At 48.7% G+C, this 18,640-nt stretch carries 18 protein-coding genes; 7 read left to right on the top strand and 11 right to left on the bottom strand.

Annotated features, from left to right (window positions below):
* Nucleotides 1-493: 493 nt before the first annotated feature.
* The 6 genes from ACYVB1_RS13825 to ACYVB1_RS13800 all read left to right on the top strand — a co-directional run bounded on the left by ACYVB1_RS13825 (nt 494) and on the right by ACYVB1_RS13800 (nt 6,209).
* Entirely contained in the window at nt 494-2,500 is a 2,007-nt protein-coding gene (locus ACYVB1_RS13825; RefSeq protein ID WP_460924364.1) for a glycoside hydrolase family 97 protein, read from the top strand.
* Between the two features lie 151 nt (nt 2,501-2,651).
* A complete protein-coding gene (locus tag ACYVB1_RS13820) occupies nt 2,652-3,056 on the top strand; it encodes a c-type cytochrome (protein WP_460924363.1) in 405 nt (134 codons plus the stop codon).
* Between the two features lie 327 nt (nt 3,057-3,383).
* Complete coding sequence (locus ACYVB1_RS13815; RefSeq protein ID WP_460924362.1) at nt 3,384-4,139, top strand: sulfite exporter TauE/SafE family protein; 756 nt, start codon at nt 3,384-3,386, stop codon at nt 4,137-4,139.
* A gap of 15 nt (nt 4,140-4,154) precedes the next feature.
* Nucleotides 4,155-4,397 carry a molybdopterin converting factor subunit 1 gene (moaD, locus tag ACYVB1_RS13810; RefSeq protein WP_460924361.1) on the top strand — a complete coding sequence of 81 codons (243 nt, stop codon included), beginning with the start codon at nt 4,155-4,157 and terminating at the stop codon, nt 4,395-4,397.
* 12 nt (nt 4,398-4,409) lie between these two features.
* Nucleotides 4,410-4,826, top strand: a complete 417-nt coding sequence (locus ACYVB1_RS13805) for a molybdenum cofactor biosynthesis protein MoaE (protein ID WP_460924360.1) — start codon at nt 4,410-4,412, stop codon at nt 4,824-4,826.
* A gap of 168 nt (nt 4,827-4,994) precedes the next feature.
* The gene (locus ACYVB1_RS13800; protein WP_460924359.1) at nt 4,995-6,209 is read left to right on the top strand and encodes a glycosyltransferase family 87 protein; all 1,215 of its coding nucleotides are present in this window, start codon (nt 4,995-4,997) and stop codon (nt 6,207-6,209) included.
* A gap of 106 nt (nt 6,210-6,315) precedes the next feature.
* Here the strand turns inward: ACYVB1_RS13800 and ACYVB1_RS13795 are convergent, their stop codons facing one another.
* From ACYVB1_RS13795 to ACYVB1_RS13755, 9 genes are all read right to left on the bottom strand, one after another.
* Nucleotides 6,316-7,377 (bottom strand): ThiF family adenylyltransferase, encoded by a 1,062-nt coding sequence (locus ACYVB1_RS13795; protein WP_460924358.1) that lies wholly within the window; start codon nt 7,375-7,377, stop codon nt 6,316-6,318.
* A gap of 65 nt (nt 7,378-7,442) precedes the next feature.
* A complete protein-coding gene (locus ACYVB1_RS13790) occupies nt 7,443-8,600 on the bottom strand; it encodes an NTP transferase domain-containing protein (protein ID WP_460924357.1) in 1,158 nt (385 codons plus the stop codon).
* Nucleotides 8,581-9,057 carry a cyclic pyranopterin monophosphate synthase MoaC gene (gene moaC / locus ACYVB1_RS13785; RefSeq protein ID WP_460924356.1) on the bottom strand — a complete coding sequence of 159 codons (477 nt, stop codon included), beginning with the start codon at nt 9,055-9,057 and terminating at the stop codon, nt 8,581-8,583. Before moaC ends, ACYVB1_RS13790 begins: the two co-directional genes overlap by 20 nt.
* Before the next feature lie 47 nt (nt 9,058-9,104).
* On the bottom strand, nt 9,105-10,310 hold the full coding sequence (locus ACYVB1_RS13780) for a molybdopterin molybdotransferase MoeA (protein ID WP_460924355.1): 1,206 nt from the start codon (nt 10,308-10,310) through the stop codon (nt 9,105-9,107).
* Nucleotides 10,311-10,525: 215 nt separating this feature from the next.
* Nucleotides 10,526-11,515, bottom strand: a complete 990-nt coding sequence (gene moaA, locus ACYVB1_RS13775; protein ID WP_460924354.1) for a GTP 3',8-cyclase MoaA — start codon at nt 11,513-11,515, stop codon at nt 10,526-10,528.
* A gap of 210 nt (nt 11,516-11,725) precedes the next feature.
* Nucleotides 11,726-13,870 (bottom strand): xanthine dehydrogenase family protein molybdopterin-binding subunit, encoded by a 2,145-nt coding sequence (locus ACYVB1_RS13770; protein ID WP_460924353.1) that lies wholly within the window; start codon nt 13,868-13,870, stop codon nt 11,726-11,728.
* Nucleotides 13,871-13,872: 2 nt separating this feature from the next.
* Nucleotides 13,873-14,334: a (2Fe-2S)-binding protein gene (locus ACYVB1_RS13765; protein ID WP_460924352.1), complete on the bottom strand. Its 462-nt coding sequence runs from the start codon at nt 14,332-14,334 to the stop codon at nt 13,873-13,875.
* Between the two features lie 89 nt (nt 14,335-14,423).
* Entirely contained in the window at nt 14,424-15,020 is a 597-nt protein-coding gene (locus tag ACYVB1_RS13760) for a nucleotidyltransferase family protein (RefSeq protein ID WP_460924351.1), read from the bottom strand.
* Between the two features lie 80 nt (nt 15,021-15,100).
* Complete coding sequence (locus tag ACYVB1_RS13755) at nt 15,101-16,258, bottom strand: XdhC family protein (RefSeq protein WP_460924350.1); 1,158 nt, start codon at nt 16,256-16,258, stop codon at nt 15,101-15,103.
* 471 nt (nt 16,259-16,729) lie between these two features.
* On the opposite strand from ACYVB1_RS13755, the gene ACYVB1_RS13750 reads away from it, so the two are divergent.
* Nucleotides 16,730-17,197: a MaoC family dehydratase gene (locus ACYVB1_RS13750; RefSeq protein WP_460924349.1), complete on the top strand. Its 468-nt coding sequence runs from the start codon at nt 16,730-16,732 to the stop codon at nt 17,195-17,197.
* A gap of 6 nt (nt 17,198-17,203) precedes the next feature.
* Here ACYVB1_RS13750 and ACYVB1_RS13745 read toward each other — a convergent pair whose 3' ends face one another.
* The gene (locus tag ACYVB1_RS13745; RefSeq protein ID WP_460924348.1) at nt 17,204-17,959 is read right to left on the bottom strand and encodes a Mut7-C RNAse domain-containing protein; all 756 of its coding nucleotides are present in this window, start codon (nt 17,957-17,959) and stop codon (nt 17,204-17,206) included.
* A 153-nt stretch (nt 17,960-18,112) separates the two neighbouring features.
* Nucleotides 18,113-18,418 (bottom strand): Dabb family protein, encoded by a 306-nt coding sequence (locus ACYVB1_RS13740; protein ID WP_460924347.1) that lies wholly within the window; start codon nt 18,416-18,418, stop codon nt 18,113-18,115.
* Between the last annotated feature and the right edge of the window lie 222 nt (nt 18,419-18,640).

The raw sequence follows: 18,640 nt of genomic DNA, 5'->3' as shown, positions 1-18,640 counted from the left end.
CTGGCACAAGGTCTTTTACCCTTTCCCATTGCTCGTTTGTCAACTCCATGAGAAACCAACATATTAACTCAAGCTGGGATTCCCATTTTTGAGATAGCCTCTAATACGACCTCGTAGCGTGCGCAGCTCCTGCGAGCGTCTTGTCAACTACGAAGCCACGGCCTTTGGCACAAACACTCGCAGGACCTTCGGACACTGCGAGGTCTTCAGAGCAAACAAATTCCAACTCACTAATTACTATGGTTAAAGACTAATAAATAAAGCTGCTCTAATAACAGACGTTGAAGTTGTCCCTTCTGCATTTTTGAACATCCACTCTTTCCATCATGTACTTGCTGCTATCATCCATTGGTTATCACAAAGGGATACTGCTAGCAGCGCCACTAAAGCCTCTTCCTCCTCATAAGTGAGAGATTACTCCCTGTTTGTGGTATCTTCAGTTTTCATCCCTTATCTTTAAAACTAAACTCCAGATAAGTATAAAAAAGGAAGCATGAAGCACAGATTCTTTCTCTTTGTTTTGCTGATGACGTTCGGCCAGTTTGTCGCGCTGGCACAGCAAAGCTTCACCGTTCAGTCACCCGACGGTAAGATCAAAACAACAGTAGAACTAAAGGACAAAATCACGTATGCGGTCACACACGAAGGAGACCAGATGATTGCGCCTTCTCCTATCTCGCTGAAGCTCACCAACGGCGAAACACTCGGAGCAAAACCGCGCCTGCGAAACAGCAAACGCCATAGCATCAACACCACCATCCAGACGCCTGTTTACAAAAGAGCTGAGATAAAGGACAACTACAACGAACTGGTGCTGAATTTCAGAGGCGACTACAGCGTCATTTTCCGGGCATATAATGATGGGGTTGCCTATCGTTTTGCCACTTCGAAGCGCAAGGATTTTAACGTGCAAAGCGAAGAAGCCACCTTCAACTTCGACAAAGACTATACGGCCATTGTGCCTTACGTAAAGCAGGAGCAGTTTGAAAACCCAACTATTGAACAGCAGTTTGATAACTCCTTCGAGAATACCTATACCCACAGCCCCCTAACCAAGCTCGACCAGAATCACCTTGCTTTCCTGCCGGTTGCAGTGGAGGCGGCGAACGGTAAAAAAGTGGTCATCACCGAGGTTGACCTGGAAGGCTATCCGGGCATGTACCTGCTAAATAAAAACGGGCAGACTTCTTTGTCTGGTGTGTTTCCGGCCTATCCAAAAAAGGTGGAACAGGGTGGCCATAACGAGCTTCAGATGCTGGTAAAGGAAAGAGAGAATTTCATTGCCAAGGCCAAAGGCACCCGCCAGTTTCCGTGGCGCGCCATCGTCATTGCAGAAGAAGACAAAGAACTGGCCGACAGCGACATGGTCTATAAGTTGGCGGAGCCGTCACGCATTAAAGATGCCTCCTGGGTGAAGCCGGGCAAGGTAGCCTGGGACTGGTGGAACGACTGGAACATTACAGGAGTAGACTTTGAGGCAGGCATCAACAACGAAACTTATAAGCATTACATCGACTTTGCTGCTGAAAAAGGCATTGCGTATGTGATTCTGGATGAAGGATGGGCCGTGAACAAGAAGGCAGACCTGATGCAGGTGGTACCGGAAATTGACCTGAAGGAAATTATCACCTACGGCAAAGAAAAAGGAGTAGATATTATCCTGTGGGCCGGCTATTACGCCTTTGACCGCGACATGGAAAACGTGGCCAAGCATTATGCTGACATGGGCGTGAAAGGCTTTAAAGTGGATTTCATGAACCGCGATGACCAGGAGATGGTTGACTTTTTCTATCGTGCTGCCGAGACTGGCGCAAGACACAAATTGCTGATGGATTTCCATGGTGCCTACAAACCAACAGGCCTGCAGCGCACGTACCCGAACGTCATCAACTTTGAAGGGGTGCACGGCCTGGAGCAGATGAAATGGTCTCCGCCGCAGGTAGACCAGGTGACGTATGATGTGACGATGCCATTCATACGCATGCTGGCTGGCCCGATTGACTACACCCAGGGAGCCATGCGGAATGCCACCAAAGGCAGTTACCGCCCGATTCACTCTGAGCCAATGAGCCAGGGTACCCGCACCCGCCAGCTAGCAGAATACGTGATATTCGAATCTCCTGTCAACATGCTGGCTGATACCCCAACCAAATACAGGAAAGAGCAGGAAAGCACCACCTTTATGGCAGCTGTTCCTGAAGTATGGGACAATACTATAGCCCTGGAGGGTAAAATCGGGGAACATATTGCTATTGCCCGCCGAAAAGGAAACGAGTGGTACGTAGGCGCTCTCACCAACTGGGACCCGCGCGAAATGGAGCTGGACCTGTCCTTTTTGGGAGAAGGGAATTATAAAGCAGAGGTATTCAAGGATGGCGTAAACGCACACCGAAATGCCGCAGACTACAAGCGCGAAGTCATTGACGTGCCACAAAACAGGAAACTCAAAATTGCCATGGCTCCGGGCGGAGGCTATGTAGCCCGCTTCTACAAACAATAATCAGAAGTGCTTTCAGATAGGTAAAGCATCTTCCACTTTTATCAATATTCTAAAAAAAGCAGTTAAAATTGATGTTTTAACTGCTTTTTTTAGAATATAAAGCTGTGGTAAATACAAAAAATGTTTATTTTAGCTGCTTAACTTTAAAGATATGTTGAAGAGTATTTTACTGATGGCCTTCGTTACGGGTGGCTATATGTTCTCTACTGCCGATGACCTTACCGAAAGTGTAAAGCGAGGCAAAGAAGTGTACAGCAGCACCTGCCAGAGCTGCCATATGGCAGCTGGCGAAGGCATACCGGGTGCCTTCCCTCCTTTAGCCAAGTCAGATTTCCTGATGAAAGACCAGAAGCGCGCTGTGGGCGTAGTGGTGCACGGCCTGAGCGGTGAAGTAAAGGTAAACGGCCAGACCTATAACATGGTGATGCCGCCACAAAGCCATTTAACAGATCAGCAGGTAGCGGATGTGCTGAATTATGTGCAGAATAGCTTTGGAAACAAATCCACCACGGCTGTTACACCTGCAGTGGTAGCCGAAATCAGAAAGAAGAAGTAATTCAACAGGTAATGACTGCACTACAGTGCGGAGTTATTACCCACCAGATTTTACAAAAGCATATAAAGAGAAGGCTGTCTCAGATTGGAGTCGGCCTTCTCTTTTTTCTTCCTTATCCGGTGAGGAACAGCAAAGAGTTTTTTCAGCTCCCGTACATGTCATTTGCTTGAATTTAGCATTCAATCATATGGTGAGCCTTTGTATGTTTTATGAACCATACTACAAAACAATGACCCTGACTCTGGCGAATGAGCCGCATGTTGTTTAATTTGAAAGCTTAAACCGGGGGAGAGCGGTACAGCGCCCTTCAAATTAAAAGAAACAGAAATGCCACATTGGGAGCTGATGCTCTTGTTCTTTGTTGTTGCCTTTGTATATGCCTCTGTTGGCTTTGGTGGTGGCTCCAGCTACCTGGCAATTTTAGCGCTCTACGGTTTGCCCTTCAAAGAGATCCGGCTGACTGCCCTGCTGTGCAATATTGTGGTGGTAACAGGTGGCACGATACTCTTTATCCGGAACGGGCAGGTGAACTGGCGTAAGATTGTGCCATTGGCCATTGCCAGTGTTCCGATGGCTTTTGCTGGGGCGATGCTACGAATAGAGCAGCATACGTTTTATGTGCTGTTGGGGTGCAGCCTGCTCACAGCCGCTGCTTTGCTATGGTTCAGGAAACGACCGCATGAGGTAACCGAAACAGCTTCGCCACAAAGCACCAGCTATGCACGGGATGGCGCTTTAGGCGGCAGCATCGGCTTTTTATCCGGGATGATAGGCATTGGTGGGGGTATCTTCCTATCTCCCCTCCTGAACCTTATAGGTTGGGATACACCCAAACGTATTGCCGCGACTGCCAGTATTTTTATACTGGTGAATTCTGTTTCCGGTATAGCAGGGCAGCTGACGCAATTGCCTCCAGCCATAGACTACAACCTCATATTAATTTTATGTGCGGCAGTATTTGCCGGAGGACAGTTAGGTTCCCGTATGGCTATCAAAAGATTTAACCCGCTTGTGATTCGGCGCATGACAGCGGTGCTTATCTTTGCGGCAGGTATCGAAGTATTATACAAACATTTGGGTTGATTAAATGCATTGAAGATGAAGGTAAATGTTTTAGCATTCGGAATAGCAAAAGAAATAGTAGGCGGCTCCACAATAGAAGTAGAGCTGACAAGCGATGCTACGGTGTCTGAATTACGGGATGAACTGGAAGAGCAGTACCCTCGCCTGGCACAGCTGGCATCCTATATGATTGCCGTAAACAACGAATACGCCGTGGCAGACAATGCCCTGCAGCAACGCGATGAGATTGCCATTATTCCTCCTGTTAGCGGCGGTTAATAAAGCACAACAATGATTGATATACAGATTTCAGAAGAATCCCTGGATATTTCTGCCTGCATCGATTGGGTGATGTCGCCGGAATGTGGTGGTATTGACGTTTTTATCGGAACTGTCCGTAACGCCACCAAAGGGAAAGAAGTAATCCGGCTTGAGTTTGAAGCTTACAAACAGATGGCACTGAATGAGATGCAGAAAATAGCTGAACAGGCATTAGCAAAGTGGCCTGTGCAAAAAATTCTCATCCATCACCGCACCGGCGTACTGCAGGTGGGCGAAGTACCCGTTATAATTGCAGTAGCCGCCGCACACCGTGCTGCTGCTTTTGATGCCTGCCGCTACACCATCGACACCCTCAAGGAAACAGTACCCATCTGGAAAAGGGAGGTATTTGAAGATGGGGATGTGTGGGTGGCAGCGCACCCGTAGTGCTGCACCTGATAGGCATACCTGGATGCTTTTAGAGCAAAGCATCTATCACATTTCTCAACAGGAACACCAGCCATCAGCATTGCCTGGCAGTACGGCAATTCATTTCCAATTGAATGGAATAGTACCGTTCAAACAGGTTTTTGCCCCAGTTCAACAAGTAACATAATGAAGGAAAGAGCTAAGAAGCTAATCTCAAATAGAAACAACATCCTCATACTTTATATCCTGATTACCTTGATAGCAGGTATCCAGGCCCTGACATCCGGGACAAAGACAAATGAAGTAAATGGACTGGAGTACAACAGGTATAATAACTACACCATCTTTGAAAGGTCATTCTATCACCTGAAAAACAACCAGGATTTATACGCCTTGTACCCGGAAGAGCACTGGGACCTGTATAAATATACCCCTACCTTTTCTGTCTTTTTTGGACTGTTTGCCGTTTTCCCGGACTGGATTGGGTTAAACCTGTGGAACCTTCTGAATACCATATTACTACTGGTTGCGGTGTATTATTTACCCAGGCTAAACAACCTGGAAAAAGGACTGGTACTGATAACCGCCCTGATAGAACTGTTGACGTCCATACAAAACGAGCAGTCGAATGGGCTAATTGCAGGCTTGCTGGTACTGGCCTTTGGCCTGCTTGAAAACAAAAAGTACCTGTTCGCAACCCTGTGCATTGTATTTTCAGCCTACATAAAACTTTTCGGCATCGTAGGGTATGCTCTGTTCCTGCTCTACCCCAAAAAGTGGAAACTGGCTGTATATTCGGCTTTATGGACTGTCATTCTTTTTGCAATCCCCCTGCTTTTTGTGGATTATAAGCAGTATATCTGGCTCTTTCAGAGTTACTCGGAAATGCTGTCGCAGGACCACTCCACCTCTTACGGGTTTTCTGTGATGGGTTGGCTGAATTCCTGGTTCGGTCTTGAGGTAAATAAAAACATGGTTGTTTTAATAGGTGCCGTTATCTTCTTGATCCCGCTAAGCAGGCGAAAGGCGTACTCCATTTACTCCTTCAGATACTTAACCCTGGCCTCCATTTTAATCTGGATTGTGATTTTCAATCATATGGCTGAATCTCCTACTTTCATCATTGCGATGACTGGAGTAGCCTTATGGTTTGTGAGAAGTGAAAAGAATGCCTTGAACGTGACACTGTTTGTCGGTGCAGTTATCTTCACCATGCTGTCACCAACAGACCTTTTCCCTAAATTTTTACGCGAAGAATACGTCAGACCGCTTACTTTGAAAGGAGTACCTTGTATTTTAATATGGGCAAAAGTGATTTACGATATGCTTGTCCTGAAAAATGATACGGTTGCAGAAAACACCACGCAAAACGTGGTGTTTGAAAGTAAGGCAGCCAGTTAAAGTTTTACGGCCTGCCTTAAATCAACAATTTCCAGGTAAAGCGCTTTTTCTTAACCGCTTTACCTGGAAATTGTTGATTTAAAGTTCGCGTCAGAAACGGTACACGCTAGCCCGCCTGTTCCATCCAGGCTTTTAAACCGCCTTCCAAAGAAAGTGCCTTTATACCTGGATGCTTTTTCTTAACCACTTTAACTGCTTCGGCACTTCGTACACCGGAGGCGCAATAAAAAACCACTGGCTTCCCTGATTCTAAAAACGAGTCCTCACGCTCCACTTTGTCCAGTGGCACATGCTTGCCTCCGATGCTATAAAGTAAACGTTCTGCCGTGTTCCGAACATCCACCAGTTCATAAGCTCCCTCCTCTACTCCGGCCTTTAACGCAGGTACGCTGATGGTGGCTATGTGCTCTGTTTCTGGTAAGGAGGTAATGTTGGTACTGGTCACAGCTCCGATTTTAATGACGCGGCTTTGCATAGTCTGCGCATCCACGAGCAGCATTTTCCCAGCCAGCACTTCCCCTGTTTTCGTGATGTACTTGATGACTTCGTTCGCCTGCATACAACCAATCATACCGGCCAGTGTAGGTATCACACCGCCTTCGGCACAGTTCGGCACCTGTGAGGCATCCACATCTGGAAAAATGTCGCGGTAATTCGGGGTTCTGGTCCCATCCTCATTGGACGTATTCCAAACGGCTACCTGTCCTTCGAACTGGTAAATAGCACCGTACACCATTGGCTTGCCCGCCAGTACACATGCATCGTTCAGCAGGTAGGTAGTATCAAAATTGTCGGTGCCATCCAGCACCAAATCATAGTCCTGCAGCAGTTGCATCACATTTTCTGATGTAACTTTTACATCGTGCGGCACCAGCTTTACACCGGGGTTTTGTTTTTGCAGCTTCTCGCAGGCCACCAGCGCCTTCTTCTGCCCTACCTCTTCCGGCGTAAACAGTATCTGGCGGTGCAGGTTGCTGACAGACACGGTATCAAAATCAGCTATACCGATGGTGCCCACACCTGCCGATGTTAAATACTGCGCGGCAGGGCAGCCTAAACCTCCTGTTCCAACTATAAGCAAACGTGCATCCTGTAGCTTTTTTTGTGAGGTTTCACTGAAGCCTGGAAGCGAGATCTGGCAGCTGTAACGCAATAAGTCTGGTTGCATGAGAATACTATTAGATTGATAAGTTAATCAGTTCAAAGATAGGGAAAGGTACTGGTGCCTTGAAATTACTCCTGCATCAGCTGTTTCACTCTCCCAGACTCTTCCGGCGTATTGACATTCAGGAGTGCATCCGGGTTCATTGGCTTCAGCAGGTTGATGTCGCTGTTGCGCAGCACCTTACGGGGGCAGGTATAGCCCTGGGCCAGGAAGGAGAGCAGCAGTGGGTAACTTTTCGGCTCCCAGATGGTAATGAGCGGCTCCGGGAAACCATCATACGGACTTTCAAAAGTGGTCGCAACGGCGGCAAGATTCCGGTTTTCTGTCAGGTGCTGCAGCGTGTGCTGGTCCAGCAGGGGCAGGTCGCAGGCTACCACCAGCCAGGCCGCATCCGGCTGCTCCCGAAACGCAGAAAGTATAGCGCCATAAGGACCTAAACCCGTGAAAGTATCGGCAAGGGTTTTATAAGCACTGTCAAATTCAGGCTGTTGCTCCGGGCGGCAGGAGATAAACACCTCAGGGCAGAATTCCTTCAGCAAGTCCGCCACATAATAACGCTGGGCCTTGCCGTGCCACAGCATGGCGCCTTTATCCTGGCCCATGCGCAGGCTTTTTCCTCCTGCTAACACCAACCCGTTCAGTACTGGCTTTGCCAGCTGCATCTGCTTCTGAAAGAACGTAACAATCTTATCCGTTTCACTCAGGCGATACAGCGGTAACTCCTGCCACGACGGAACAGCTTCCTGCACAAAATCAAAAACCTCCTCCGCATTATCCGCAAGCAGAATCAGTTGCACATTGGTGAGTTGTGCCAAGCGCTTTTGCAGCGAGGCTTTTTTACTTTCATCTATCACTACCACCTGTGCTTTCGCCTGCTCATGATTTCCGTTCACCAGCACCGCATCCATATCAGAAAAGAGCTGCCTGAACTGGAAAGGATGGAGTTCCTTGTTCAACTCCAGCTGATGGTAGCTGATTTGGTCGGTATACTCTGCCACCGCACCTGCTGCCATGCGTCCGGGCAAAGCTCCCGCAGCATCAGAATGTGCATGAGAAGCATCTACGTAGGCACACTTATACTCCGCAGACAGTGCCATAATCACCGCATCGGCCAGCGTTTTTATTGCACCACAGGGTGTGCCTACTATGGCCCACTCATTGCGTGCGAAGTTGCCGTACGCGGGCCTCGTAATCTTGCTGTGCTTTTTATGCTCTTTTGAAGTCACGCTTTCCTCCTGTCTTTTCTATCAGCTTCGTTTCCTTGATAACGATATCATGGCTCAGGGCTTTGCACATATCATAGACGGTAAGCGCCGCCACGGATGCTCCCACTAAAGCTTCCATTTCGATACCTGTTTTCGCCGTGATGCTGGCCGTGCAGTCTATGACCACCTCCTGCTGCTCATTTATCTGAATGGTGATGTTGCAGTTATCCATACCGATGGGGTGACAGAGCGGAATAAGGTCGCCTGTTTTTTTTGCAGCCATCACGCCAGCAATAATAGCCGTCTGAAACACGGAGCCTTTCTTTGTCTGTATATCGTCTGCAGTAAACTTCTCCAGTACTTCGGGCGGCAGCACCACGATGCTTCGTGCGGTGGCCGTGCGGTGCGTTACCTGTTTCCCGCTTACATCCACCATCGTGGCCTTCCCTTCTTTATCTAAGTGTGAAAAATCACTCATGCTTTTGTCTTGCTATTCATTTTTGGGTGGCGGTTCCATCGATCCTGTTAAGCCAGAGGCCTGAAAGGCCATAGCGGGTATACCTCTCCCTGCTTAAAGTTACGCTGTTCAGCGGGAAGCTCCAAAAAAGCATCGGCCTCTACCAGGTTGGCAAAGTCGCCGGAGCCGTTGCCCTCCAAAGGCGTCGCCAGTACCCGCCCCTGTTCATTCATGCTTACGTTCACCTGCAGGAAGTATTGCAAGGCAGGTTCAAAGGTAATGTCTTTGCTGAGCACCGCATGCGTTTTTGGCTTTGCACTTATTCCGAGGGATGCTTCTAGCCACGGTATAAAGTACCGGTAAAAGCACATGAAGGTGGAGACCGGATTACCCGGTAAGGCAAACACATGCACACCACTGGCATGCTTTCCAAACCAGAACGGCTTCCCCGGTCTTTGCTTTACTTTATGGAAAAGCTTCTTCACAGTTAACTCTTCCAGCACCTGCGGTACATAATCAAATTTGCCCATGGAGATGCCACCGCTCAGGATGAGCACATCGTACTGCTGTAAGCAGTTGTTCAGTTGCCGCTTCAGGGTAGCTACATCATCCGGAATATGCAGCAAGTCAGCCTGCAAACTGTACTGCTGTAAGGCAGCCTTGATAGTATAGCTATTAGAGCGCCTTATCTGGTACGGCAGGGGTGTTTCCTCGACCTTCACCAGTTCATCCCCTGTAGAAATGACCACTATCTTCGGAAGTACCTTCACCTGCAGCTCCCTGGCGCCTACTGCTGCCGCCACGCCTATAAGGGCAGGCGTCACGACCTGGTTTGCCAGCGCGACGGTTTCTTCCTGCTTTTTGTCTTTGCCTTGCGGGTGTATGTTCTGGCCTTTTCTAACTCCGTTTGTCTGGAGGGTTGCCGTTCCGTCCTGTATCACCAGGTCCTCATACCGCACCACCGTATCTGTGGATGCGGGCAAAGCAGCGCCCGTCATGATTTCGATGCATTCCTCTGCCGATTGAATTTCTGCAGGCTTGTCTCCTGCCGCCTGTGTTACTCTGATTCTGAAGGTTTGAATGCCTTGTTCAATGGCCTCATATCGCAGGGCAATGCCATCCATGGCTACCCTATTATATGGCGGCATGTCTCTATCTGCTTTTAAGTCTTCAGCCAAAACACGTCCTAACGCCTGCTCAAACGGCACGCTTTCCTTCCCAAAATCCCTTACTTCTGCCTGTATGATGGCTTCTGCTTCTTCAACTTGAACCATAGTTTTATGTTTGTTTGTAGGTTGTAGCCCGTACTGCGGGTAAAATGAAAGAACTGCCCCCTCTCTTTTTTCGGGAGCCTTACCTCATTGGGGTAAGCATGTGCTAATAACTCACAAGAGCTTTCCAGAATGACAAAAAGATCATTGCTTCTTTTTTGTCATTCTTCTTCACGAGTAATGAAGGATAGTGGAGAGAGTTATTAGTGTAGGATAAACTATCCGCCGATAGTTGCCATTGAGGCATTAAGAGAAGAACGTTCTGCACTGTTTTTCTCCGCTTCCCAGCCATTCATTTCTTTTTTACCGATCGCATCCACTAAAGCGGCACGCAACTCGGTTTCGCCTGCCCCTGCACGCATCAGGTCTTTCACATTCATCACGCCGTCTCCGTAGAGGCAGGTCTTGAGTACGCCAAGAGGCGTAAGCCTGATACGGTTGCAGGTGCCGCAAAAAGAACGGGTATAGGCGGCTATTACGCCCACATTGCCTTTGTGGCCCGGAATCTGGTAATTATAAGAGGTGGAAAAGGGTGCGTCCGGGACTTTCTGAATATTTGGATATTGTTGCTTGATGGAATTCAGTATTTGTACATGGTCCCATGTGAGGCTGGTGTAGTGGTTGCCCTCCCCGTTGAAGGGCATTTCCTCGATAAACCGTACGCTGACAGGCATGTCTTTGGTAAGCTCTACGAGTGGCAGAATATCGTCTGTGTTTTTGCCCTCCATCACCACTGCATTCAGTTTCACCTCTATGCCGTGGTGCAGCAAAGCTTCCATGGTCTCCATCACCCTCGGCAACTCATCACGGCGGGTAATGGCGAAGAAACGGTTCCTGTCCAGTGTGTCGAGGCTGAGGTTAACGGATTTGATGCCCAGCTTTTTTAACTCCGGAACGTAGGGAGCCGTCAGCACACCGTTGGTCGTGATGGTTAGCTCCTGCAGCCCCTGCAGTTGTGACAGCTTCGTTAAGAAGGGCATAAACTCTTTCCGCACAAAAGGTTCGCCACCCGTAATGCGAATTTTCTCGATGCCCATTTTCACCAACACGGAACAAATGTGGAGCATCTCCTCATAGGTCATCAACTCCTTTCGGGCAAGCCAGTCGAGGCCTTCCTCGGGCATACAGTAAAAGCAGCGCAGGTTGCACCTGTCTGTAACTGCCAGCCTCAAGTAGTTTATCTTTCTTCCGTGTTTATCTATCAACATCTGTTTTCATCTGAAAATGTGGTGAGCAGGAATCCGTGATTATTAATTACGCATGCTGCTTTCACCACTATTCTGATACCTTAATTATATGCTCTGTTTGTGGGTAAAATTCAAAAGACCACTCCTAAAAATGGAACATGCCGCCAGTGTCAGGTTAAGCTTTACACTTGGCGGCATGTTCCATTTCAATCTTATAATTTCAAATGGTCTTTAGACAGTTTTCAACTCCGCCTGCTCCGCAAACGGCTGGTTACGCAACCGTTTACCTGTTGCCTTGAAAATGGCGTTTGCCACGGCACCACCGGTTGGTGGAAGGGCCGGTTCACCTAGTCCGGTTGGGTCTATACCGTTGTTTACGAAATGAACATCCACATCCGGTACCTCTTTCATGCGAATCAAACGGTAAGCGCCGAAATTGTTCTGCTCTGGTGCGCCGTCTTTGAACGAGAGCTTACCGTACATGGCATGTCCCATACCATCCACAACACCACCTTTTACCTGCTGGTTCGCACCACTCAGGTTGATAACCATTCCGCAATCGCAGGCAGCGTGTACCTTTGTCACGACAGGGACACCGTTCTGCACCTCTACCTCTCCTACCTGGGCCACATAAGACCTGTGCGAGAAGTAAACGCTGAAGCCCTGCGCCACACCTTTTTTCTTGCCCCAGCCCGATTTCTCTACGGCTAAGTCTATCACCCCTTTCATGCGGTCGATGTCGTATTTCACTTCGCCTACCGGAGCCTTCTTTGCTTTATCTAATAACTCCAGTCGGAACTTCACCGGGTCTTTGCCTGCTGCATGAGCCACCTCGTCGAGGAAAGCCTGCTCGGCAAAAGCAAGGAAGTTCGTAATCGGAGCACGCCATGGGCCTGTGGTGATCGGAGATTTATGGTCTACCGACTCAATCAACAGATTGTCAACGGCACCAGATGGGAAGTTATCCTCCCGTGTCGGGTTTCCGGCATTCATACCCACGCCACGCAGCTTGTAGCCAATCATGTTCCCGCTCTTATCCAAGGCAGCCTCAAAACGGTAGCGCACTGCCGGACGGTAGGTACCACCGGTGGTATCATCTTCCCGGGTCCAGATAACCTTTACCGGTTGGTTGATGATGCTGGACAGTTCCGCTGCTTCCAGCACATAGTCTGCACTAAGCCTGCGGCCGAAGCCACCACCTAAACGGGTCAGCTCCAGCGTAATCTTCTCTGGGTCGATGTTCAAGAGTTTCGCTACCTGACCGCGCGCCATCTCAGGTGTTTGCGTTGGCCCTGCCAGCTCCACGCCATCCGGACGAACATGCGCAAAAAAGTTCATCGGCTCCATTGGGCTATGCGGCAGGAACGGGCACTGGTATTCGCTTTTGATAACTTTTGCCGCATTTTTAAAGGCTGCGTCCACATCACCATCCTTGCGACGCACAGTGGCATCCGGGCTGTCGAGCAGTTCTTTGAAAATACGGTCGTGGTCGGCGCTGCTTTCAAGTGCCGCCTCTTTTTCGTATTCTATCTTCAGCGCTTTGCGGGCCTTGTTTACCTGCCAGGTAGACTTGCCCACCACGGCTACATTGTTCTTAAAGGTCACCACGTCGACAATGCCCGGCATGGCCTTCGCGGCGGCGGCATCCACTGATTTCAGTTTCATACCGAAAGCTGTTGGGCGCTGAATCATCGCGAACAGCATGCCTTCCTTGTAAATGTCAAGGCCGTACAGCGGCTTACCCGTAATCATCTCGCGGTTGTCCACGTTGCGAACGGCTGTGCCGATCAGCTTAAAGTTTTTCGGGTCTTTCAGTTTCACATCTGTCGGCACCGGTAGCTTGGAAGCTTCGGTAGCCAGTTCGCCATAGCTCAGCTTGCGGCCAGTTGCTGCATGCACTACCGTACCATTTTCTGTCGTGAGAGTACTGGCGGGCACCTTCCAGCGCTTGGCGGCTGCTTCTATCAGCATGTGGCGGGCAGTGGCTCCTGCTTTGCGCAGGCGCTCCCAGGAGTGCGGAACAGCCCCGCTACCACCCGTTAACTGGCGCTCAAACCGCTTTGTATCCAGCGGTGCCTGTACTACTTTCACCTTTGTCCAGTCTGCATCGAGTTCCTCGGCCACCACCATCGGGAAGGAAGTCTTGATGTTCTGTCCCAGTTCCGGGTTAGGAGAGAAAATGGTCACGATACCGTCTGGCGAAAGCGCCAGGAAACTGTTGAACTCAATTTTACCTGCGGCAATCGCTGTGTCGCTTACTACTTCCAGTGCCGAGGCTACAGAACTTGACCAACTGAAGCCCAAGAAAAGCCCACCACTTGCGGTAGCGGCCAGCTTCATGAAATTGCGTCTGCTTGGTTTTGATAGACTTGACATGGCTATTTAGATTTTTTAGCTGCTAAAGCAACGGCTTCACGAATGCGATGATACGTGCCGCAACGGCAGATATTCCCGTTCATCGTGTTTTCAATTTCCTCTTCTGTCGGGTTTGGGTTCTTGTTGAGCAAGGCCGTGGCCGCCATTATCTGGCCTGCCTGGCAATAGCCGCACTGCGCTACGTCCACTTCGTCCCAAGCTAACTGCACCGGGTGATCACCCTTTTCAGAAAGACCTTCAATGGTCGTGATTTTGGCTGTGCCCACGGCAGAAACCGGTAATACGCAGGAACGCATGACATTCCCGTTCATGTGCACCGTACATGCACCGCATTGCGCAATACCGCACCCATACTTCGTTCCGACTAACCCCAGGTTGTCGCGCAGCACCCACAACAAAGGGGTATCTGCCTCAACGTCGGCCTCGTAGCTCCGGCCGTTGATTTGCAGCTTATATTTGGCCATATGAAAAGAAATCTATGTTTGAATTCTAAATTAAGTAAATAATGTCAATTTGAAGAAGATAATTCCTGAAGCAGCTAAAATAAAAGAACTTAATCATTTGATGATGAAACAAGTAAGGCATCATAATCTGCAGGAGTATCGATATCGATGGCACCCTGAGGAAAAGGAACAGCGGAAGTATCATGGTTATATTTAAACAAAAACTCTTTCGCTCCTCCTTTCCCTTCTAACGCCATCAGCTCTTTGAAATAGGCTTTGTCAAATAAGGCAGGTGTACCCAAGGTATCACCATAAGCACAGGCCACAATGCCTTTGCCACTCTCTTTCTTAACTTGTATGAGTCTGTTTAAGAGTGTGGCATCTACAAAAGGCTGGTCACATACCATAAAGATGACATCTGAGACCTCAGGTGCAAGTTCGACTAACGCTGAGAGACCATAACGGAGAGAGGAGGCCATTCCTTCCTGCCACTCCGGGTTATGCACCGTAACAACAGTCTCATCTGGCAGCCCAGTAGACAGCTTATCTGTATTGGCACCCAATACCACCACCACAGGTTTGCATGCAGAGTCCAGGGCAGCCTGCGTGGCGTGTTGCAGCAAGGTAGCACCCTGATACAGCAGTTCCTGCTTTGGCTTACCAAGGCGTTTTGATGCCCCCGCTGCTAATAATACAAGTCCGGTCATGGTTTATGGTTTATGTTATGACGACGATAAATAAGCGTCTTTATCAAAGGTGAAGTTCTCCTGATCCGATGGTATGGAATTTAATCGAGCGTCACCTTTTCTATTTTTTCAGCTTCGCGGGAGTGAATAACGTCCTGCTTGTCGCGCAGCGAGGTTCCGGCTCGTTTGGAGATCACCGCTTTTATCTCGGACACAATAGCAAGCGCAATTTCCTCAGAGGTTTCTGCTCCTACATCCAATCCTACAGGACCATAAATGCTTTCTAATTCTTTTTCTCCAAACTGCAGCCCTTCCTCCTGTAGCTCGTCCAGCATTCGAACCAGCTTCTTTTTAGGCCCGAGCACCCCCACGTAAGGCAGGCACAAGGGTAGCAGCTGGCGCAGCATCGCAGTATCATAATTATAGTTGTGTGTCATCAGCACCAGAACTGTTTGCTCGTCCAGCTTGATTTTTGGCAGCACTTGTTGCGGCTTGGCTACCAGCACCTGCTGTGCAGCCGGAAAACGCTCTGGTGTGGCATAATTGGCACGTCCGTCTACCACGGTGGTCTGCCAGCCCAGAATGGCCGCCATTTCTGTCAGCGGAATGGCATCATTTCCTCCGCCGGCTATGATAAGGGAAACAGCAGGCTTCAGTAATTCTATAAAACCGGTGAGCACATTGTGAGATGTGGCATAGGTCTTTGTCATAGAAGCGCGTGCCTGTAATACCTGCTGCGCATCTGAAACGAGGGCTTTCTCCAAAGATGCATCCTCGTAACCTCCCCTGACAGCGCCGTCTTCTGATGCGAACAGGCAGGTTCCTGGCTGCACGGCAGCCTGGTAATCCAGGGAAAAAAGGGTAACCAGTACAGCATGCTGGCGGCTGCTCAAAAAGGTTTGAAGCAGGGCAACTGGGTTCTCAGGATGCTGGGGGTTGATGGGCTCAATGAGAATCTGTATGATGCCGTTACACCCTAAACCCACACCCAATTTGGCGTCATCTTCATCGGTAGTATCATAAGTGACCAGCATGGCCTTTTGCTGCACCATCGCCAGTCGCGCTTTCCGAAGCGCATCGCCTTCAAGGCAACCACCGCTGATGGCTCCTGTCAGTTTACCGTCTTCGGTTACGAGCATGCGCGCGCCGGGCCTTCTGTAAGAAGAGCCCTGCACATGCACCACTGTTGCCAACGCGGTTTGTTTGCCTTCTTTCTGAGCTTCTTCAAAAGCCCGCACAATGTCCTGCACTTCCTTCATCTCTGACTATATCAACCTATCTTAAAATGGGTAGTATGATAAGATAGCAAGTTACTTATTTTTGCCTTGGCTTAGTACGTATATAAGGAGTTTTAGCTTCAACCGGTTCCTTAGGTGGCTTAAAACGTGTGCAGAAGACATTTTTGATGAAACGCAATCCGTTTAATTACGCTATATTAGCCATTGTAAATACTACATCAAAGGACAGGAGCATAACGCCGTTTGCAGAATAACACCGGCTAGCAGGGAAAGTTTTATTCTAGGCGATTCTCCACTTGAGGAAAGCAAGAGGGGTGTTTACGTGCGCAGAAAATTAAAAACATTTTTTTGCTGTTTGCCTCGTATTGTGCGCCCCTGTAATCCCTTTAAGGTGCTTATTTCATAACTCCCTTCAGAGGGGCAGGTGTGGATTATTTAAGCTTTACAAAATCAGATACAGCAACACAAACAATCAAATAATACAAACGATACATGAGCAAGGTAACAATCAAAAGCCTGAAGGAACTGGAGCAGTACGAAGGAAAAGAAATGGGGGTGTCGGAATACCACACCATTACCCAGGAGCAGATAAACAAGTTTGCAGATGCCACGCTGGACCACCAGTGGATACACCTGGATGCTGAGCGAGCCAAAACGGAAACTCCCTTCAAAGCGACCATCGCGCACGGTTACCTGACCGTGTCGCTGCTGCCTTACCTGTGGCACCAGATTACCGCTATCGAGAACCTGAAAATGCAGGTGAACTACGAGATAGAAAGCCTCCGCTTTAACCAAGCCGTGACGGTAGACAGCCAGGTACGGCTGCGGGCAAAACTGCTTTCTGTGAAAGACTTGCGCGGTATTGCCAAAGCAAGGCTGGAAGTAACCATGGAGATTGAAGGGAGCAAAAAACCTGCTTTCACGGGCATCATCACTTTCCTCTATCACTTCAACGATTAAATTACATTACGCTGTCCGGGGAGGCTGTGTATGTTGCTGAATGAACTGCTGCATCCGCTCATAGTGAGAGCCTTTCCAGTACACCCGGTTACAGCTGTCACACTGGAAAAATTCATCAAAGTATAGTTTGGTTTTGGGAGGCAGCTGCGCCACCACAGCTTCTTTTGAAACCTCCTTGATGTTACCGTTACAGGCCATGCAGCGGGTAAAGGGGGTAAAATGGCGCTGCAGGTTGAAATAATTCACCACTTCTGCCAGCTGCTCCTCCAGGTGCTGCGAGCGCAGCCAGTAGCCCCACCGGATGGTTTTCTGCTTTAGCAGGCCAACATCCCGTGTCAGCACAATACGTTCTTCCGTTGCGGCAATGTTTGCAATGGTTCTGTCGGAGTAGTCGTTTTCATAACAGGTATCGAAGCCGAGCATCCGCAAAGCCCTGACCAGCTTGCCCAGGTGCACATCCAGTACAAAGCGTTCCGGAGTGGGAGGCTTTGCCTGCAGGGAAAAGCCTCCCGGCCAGTTTTGATTTGCATCAGCCGGGTATACGGCTACCTTGTCATGGGCTTGCAAAGGATAGGAAAAAGGAACAGGCAGGTCATTTACTAAAATAACACCCACCTCCGGGTGGGGAACCCCAATGGCTTCAATGGCATCTTTCACAGCTGGAGTACCTGTAAACCTGTACTGCGCCATCCTGTTTTTTCCTGAAAGCGCAGGAAAATCACACAGGCTGCCGAAAAACTCAAATGTCGCTGTTGCCTTCATACCATATAAGCTGTAGCGAGTGCACTACCTCATTTTCTTACGGATAAAAGGTAATGAGTTTTCCTGTTGCTGTTATAGGCAAAAAAGTCGCGCTAGCTCTAGCGCGACTTTCATATAAATTCAAATCTTCAGATGCTTGAAACAAAAGCCTTGTTATTCGGCCTCTACAGCATCATAAACCACTACCTTCGACCAAAGAGAAGAGCATTCTTCTACAAACTGCTTGTGTACAGGATGCACCTGGTAAGCTTCCTGATCCTCCAGCGTGTCGAATATCAACAGCCATGAGAGGGCGTATCCTCTTTCAATAACATCCCTGTTTGTGGTGGCCGGTACCCCAATGTGCAGGGTGCGGATACCTTCAATGGACTTCATCTTTTTCAGCCCTTCAAGCAGTTTATTTTTATCCTCTTCCGACTCAGCATTTTTTAGCCAGAAAAAAACGTGGTGTACGAACATAGCTTTATTTTTTGATGATTTTTAGTTTCTGAGTAACCTCTATAGCTACTCTTTACATCTGAAAATTAGCATTTATAACCGCTTATAACAAATTAACTTCTTTTAATTACAACTCTTAGAGGCTGTTTTGATTTTATTTAGATAATTTCTTAAGCATGATGTGTATCATGGTAATCTGTATCATGGTCTCGGCTGACTTGGTGCTGCGTTCATAGTCCTTGG

This window comes from Pontibacter brevis, assembly GCF_054779655.1.
Note: the sequence above shows the minus strand (reverse complement) of the source record. Positions and strands in the feature narration are given on the sequence as shown.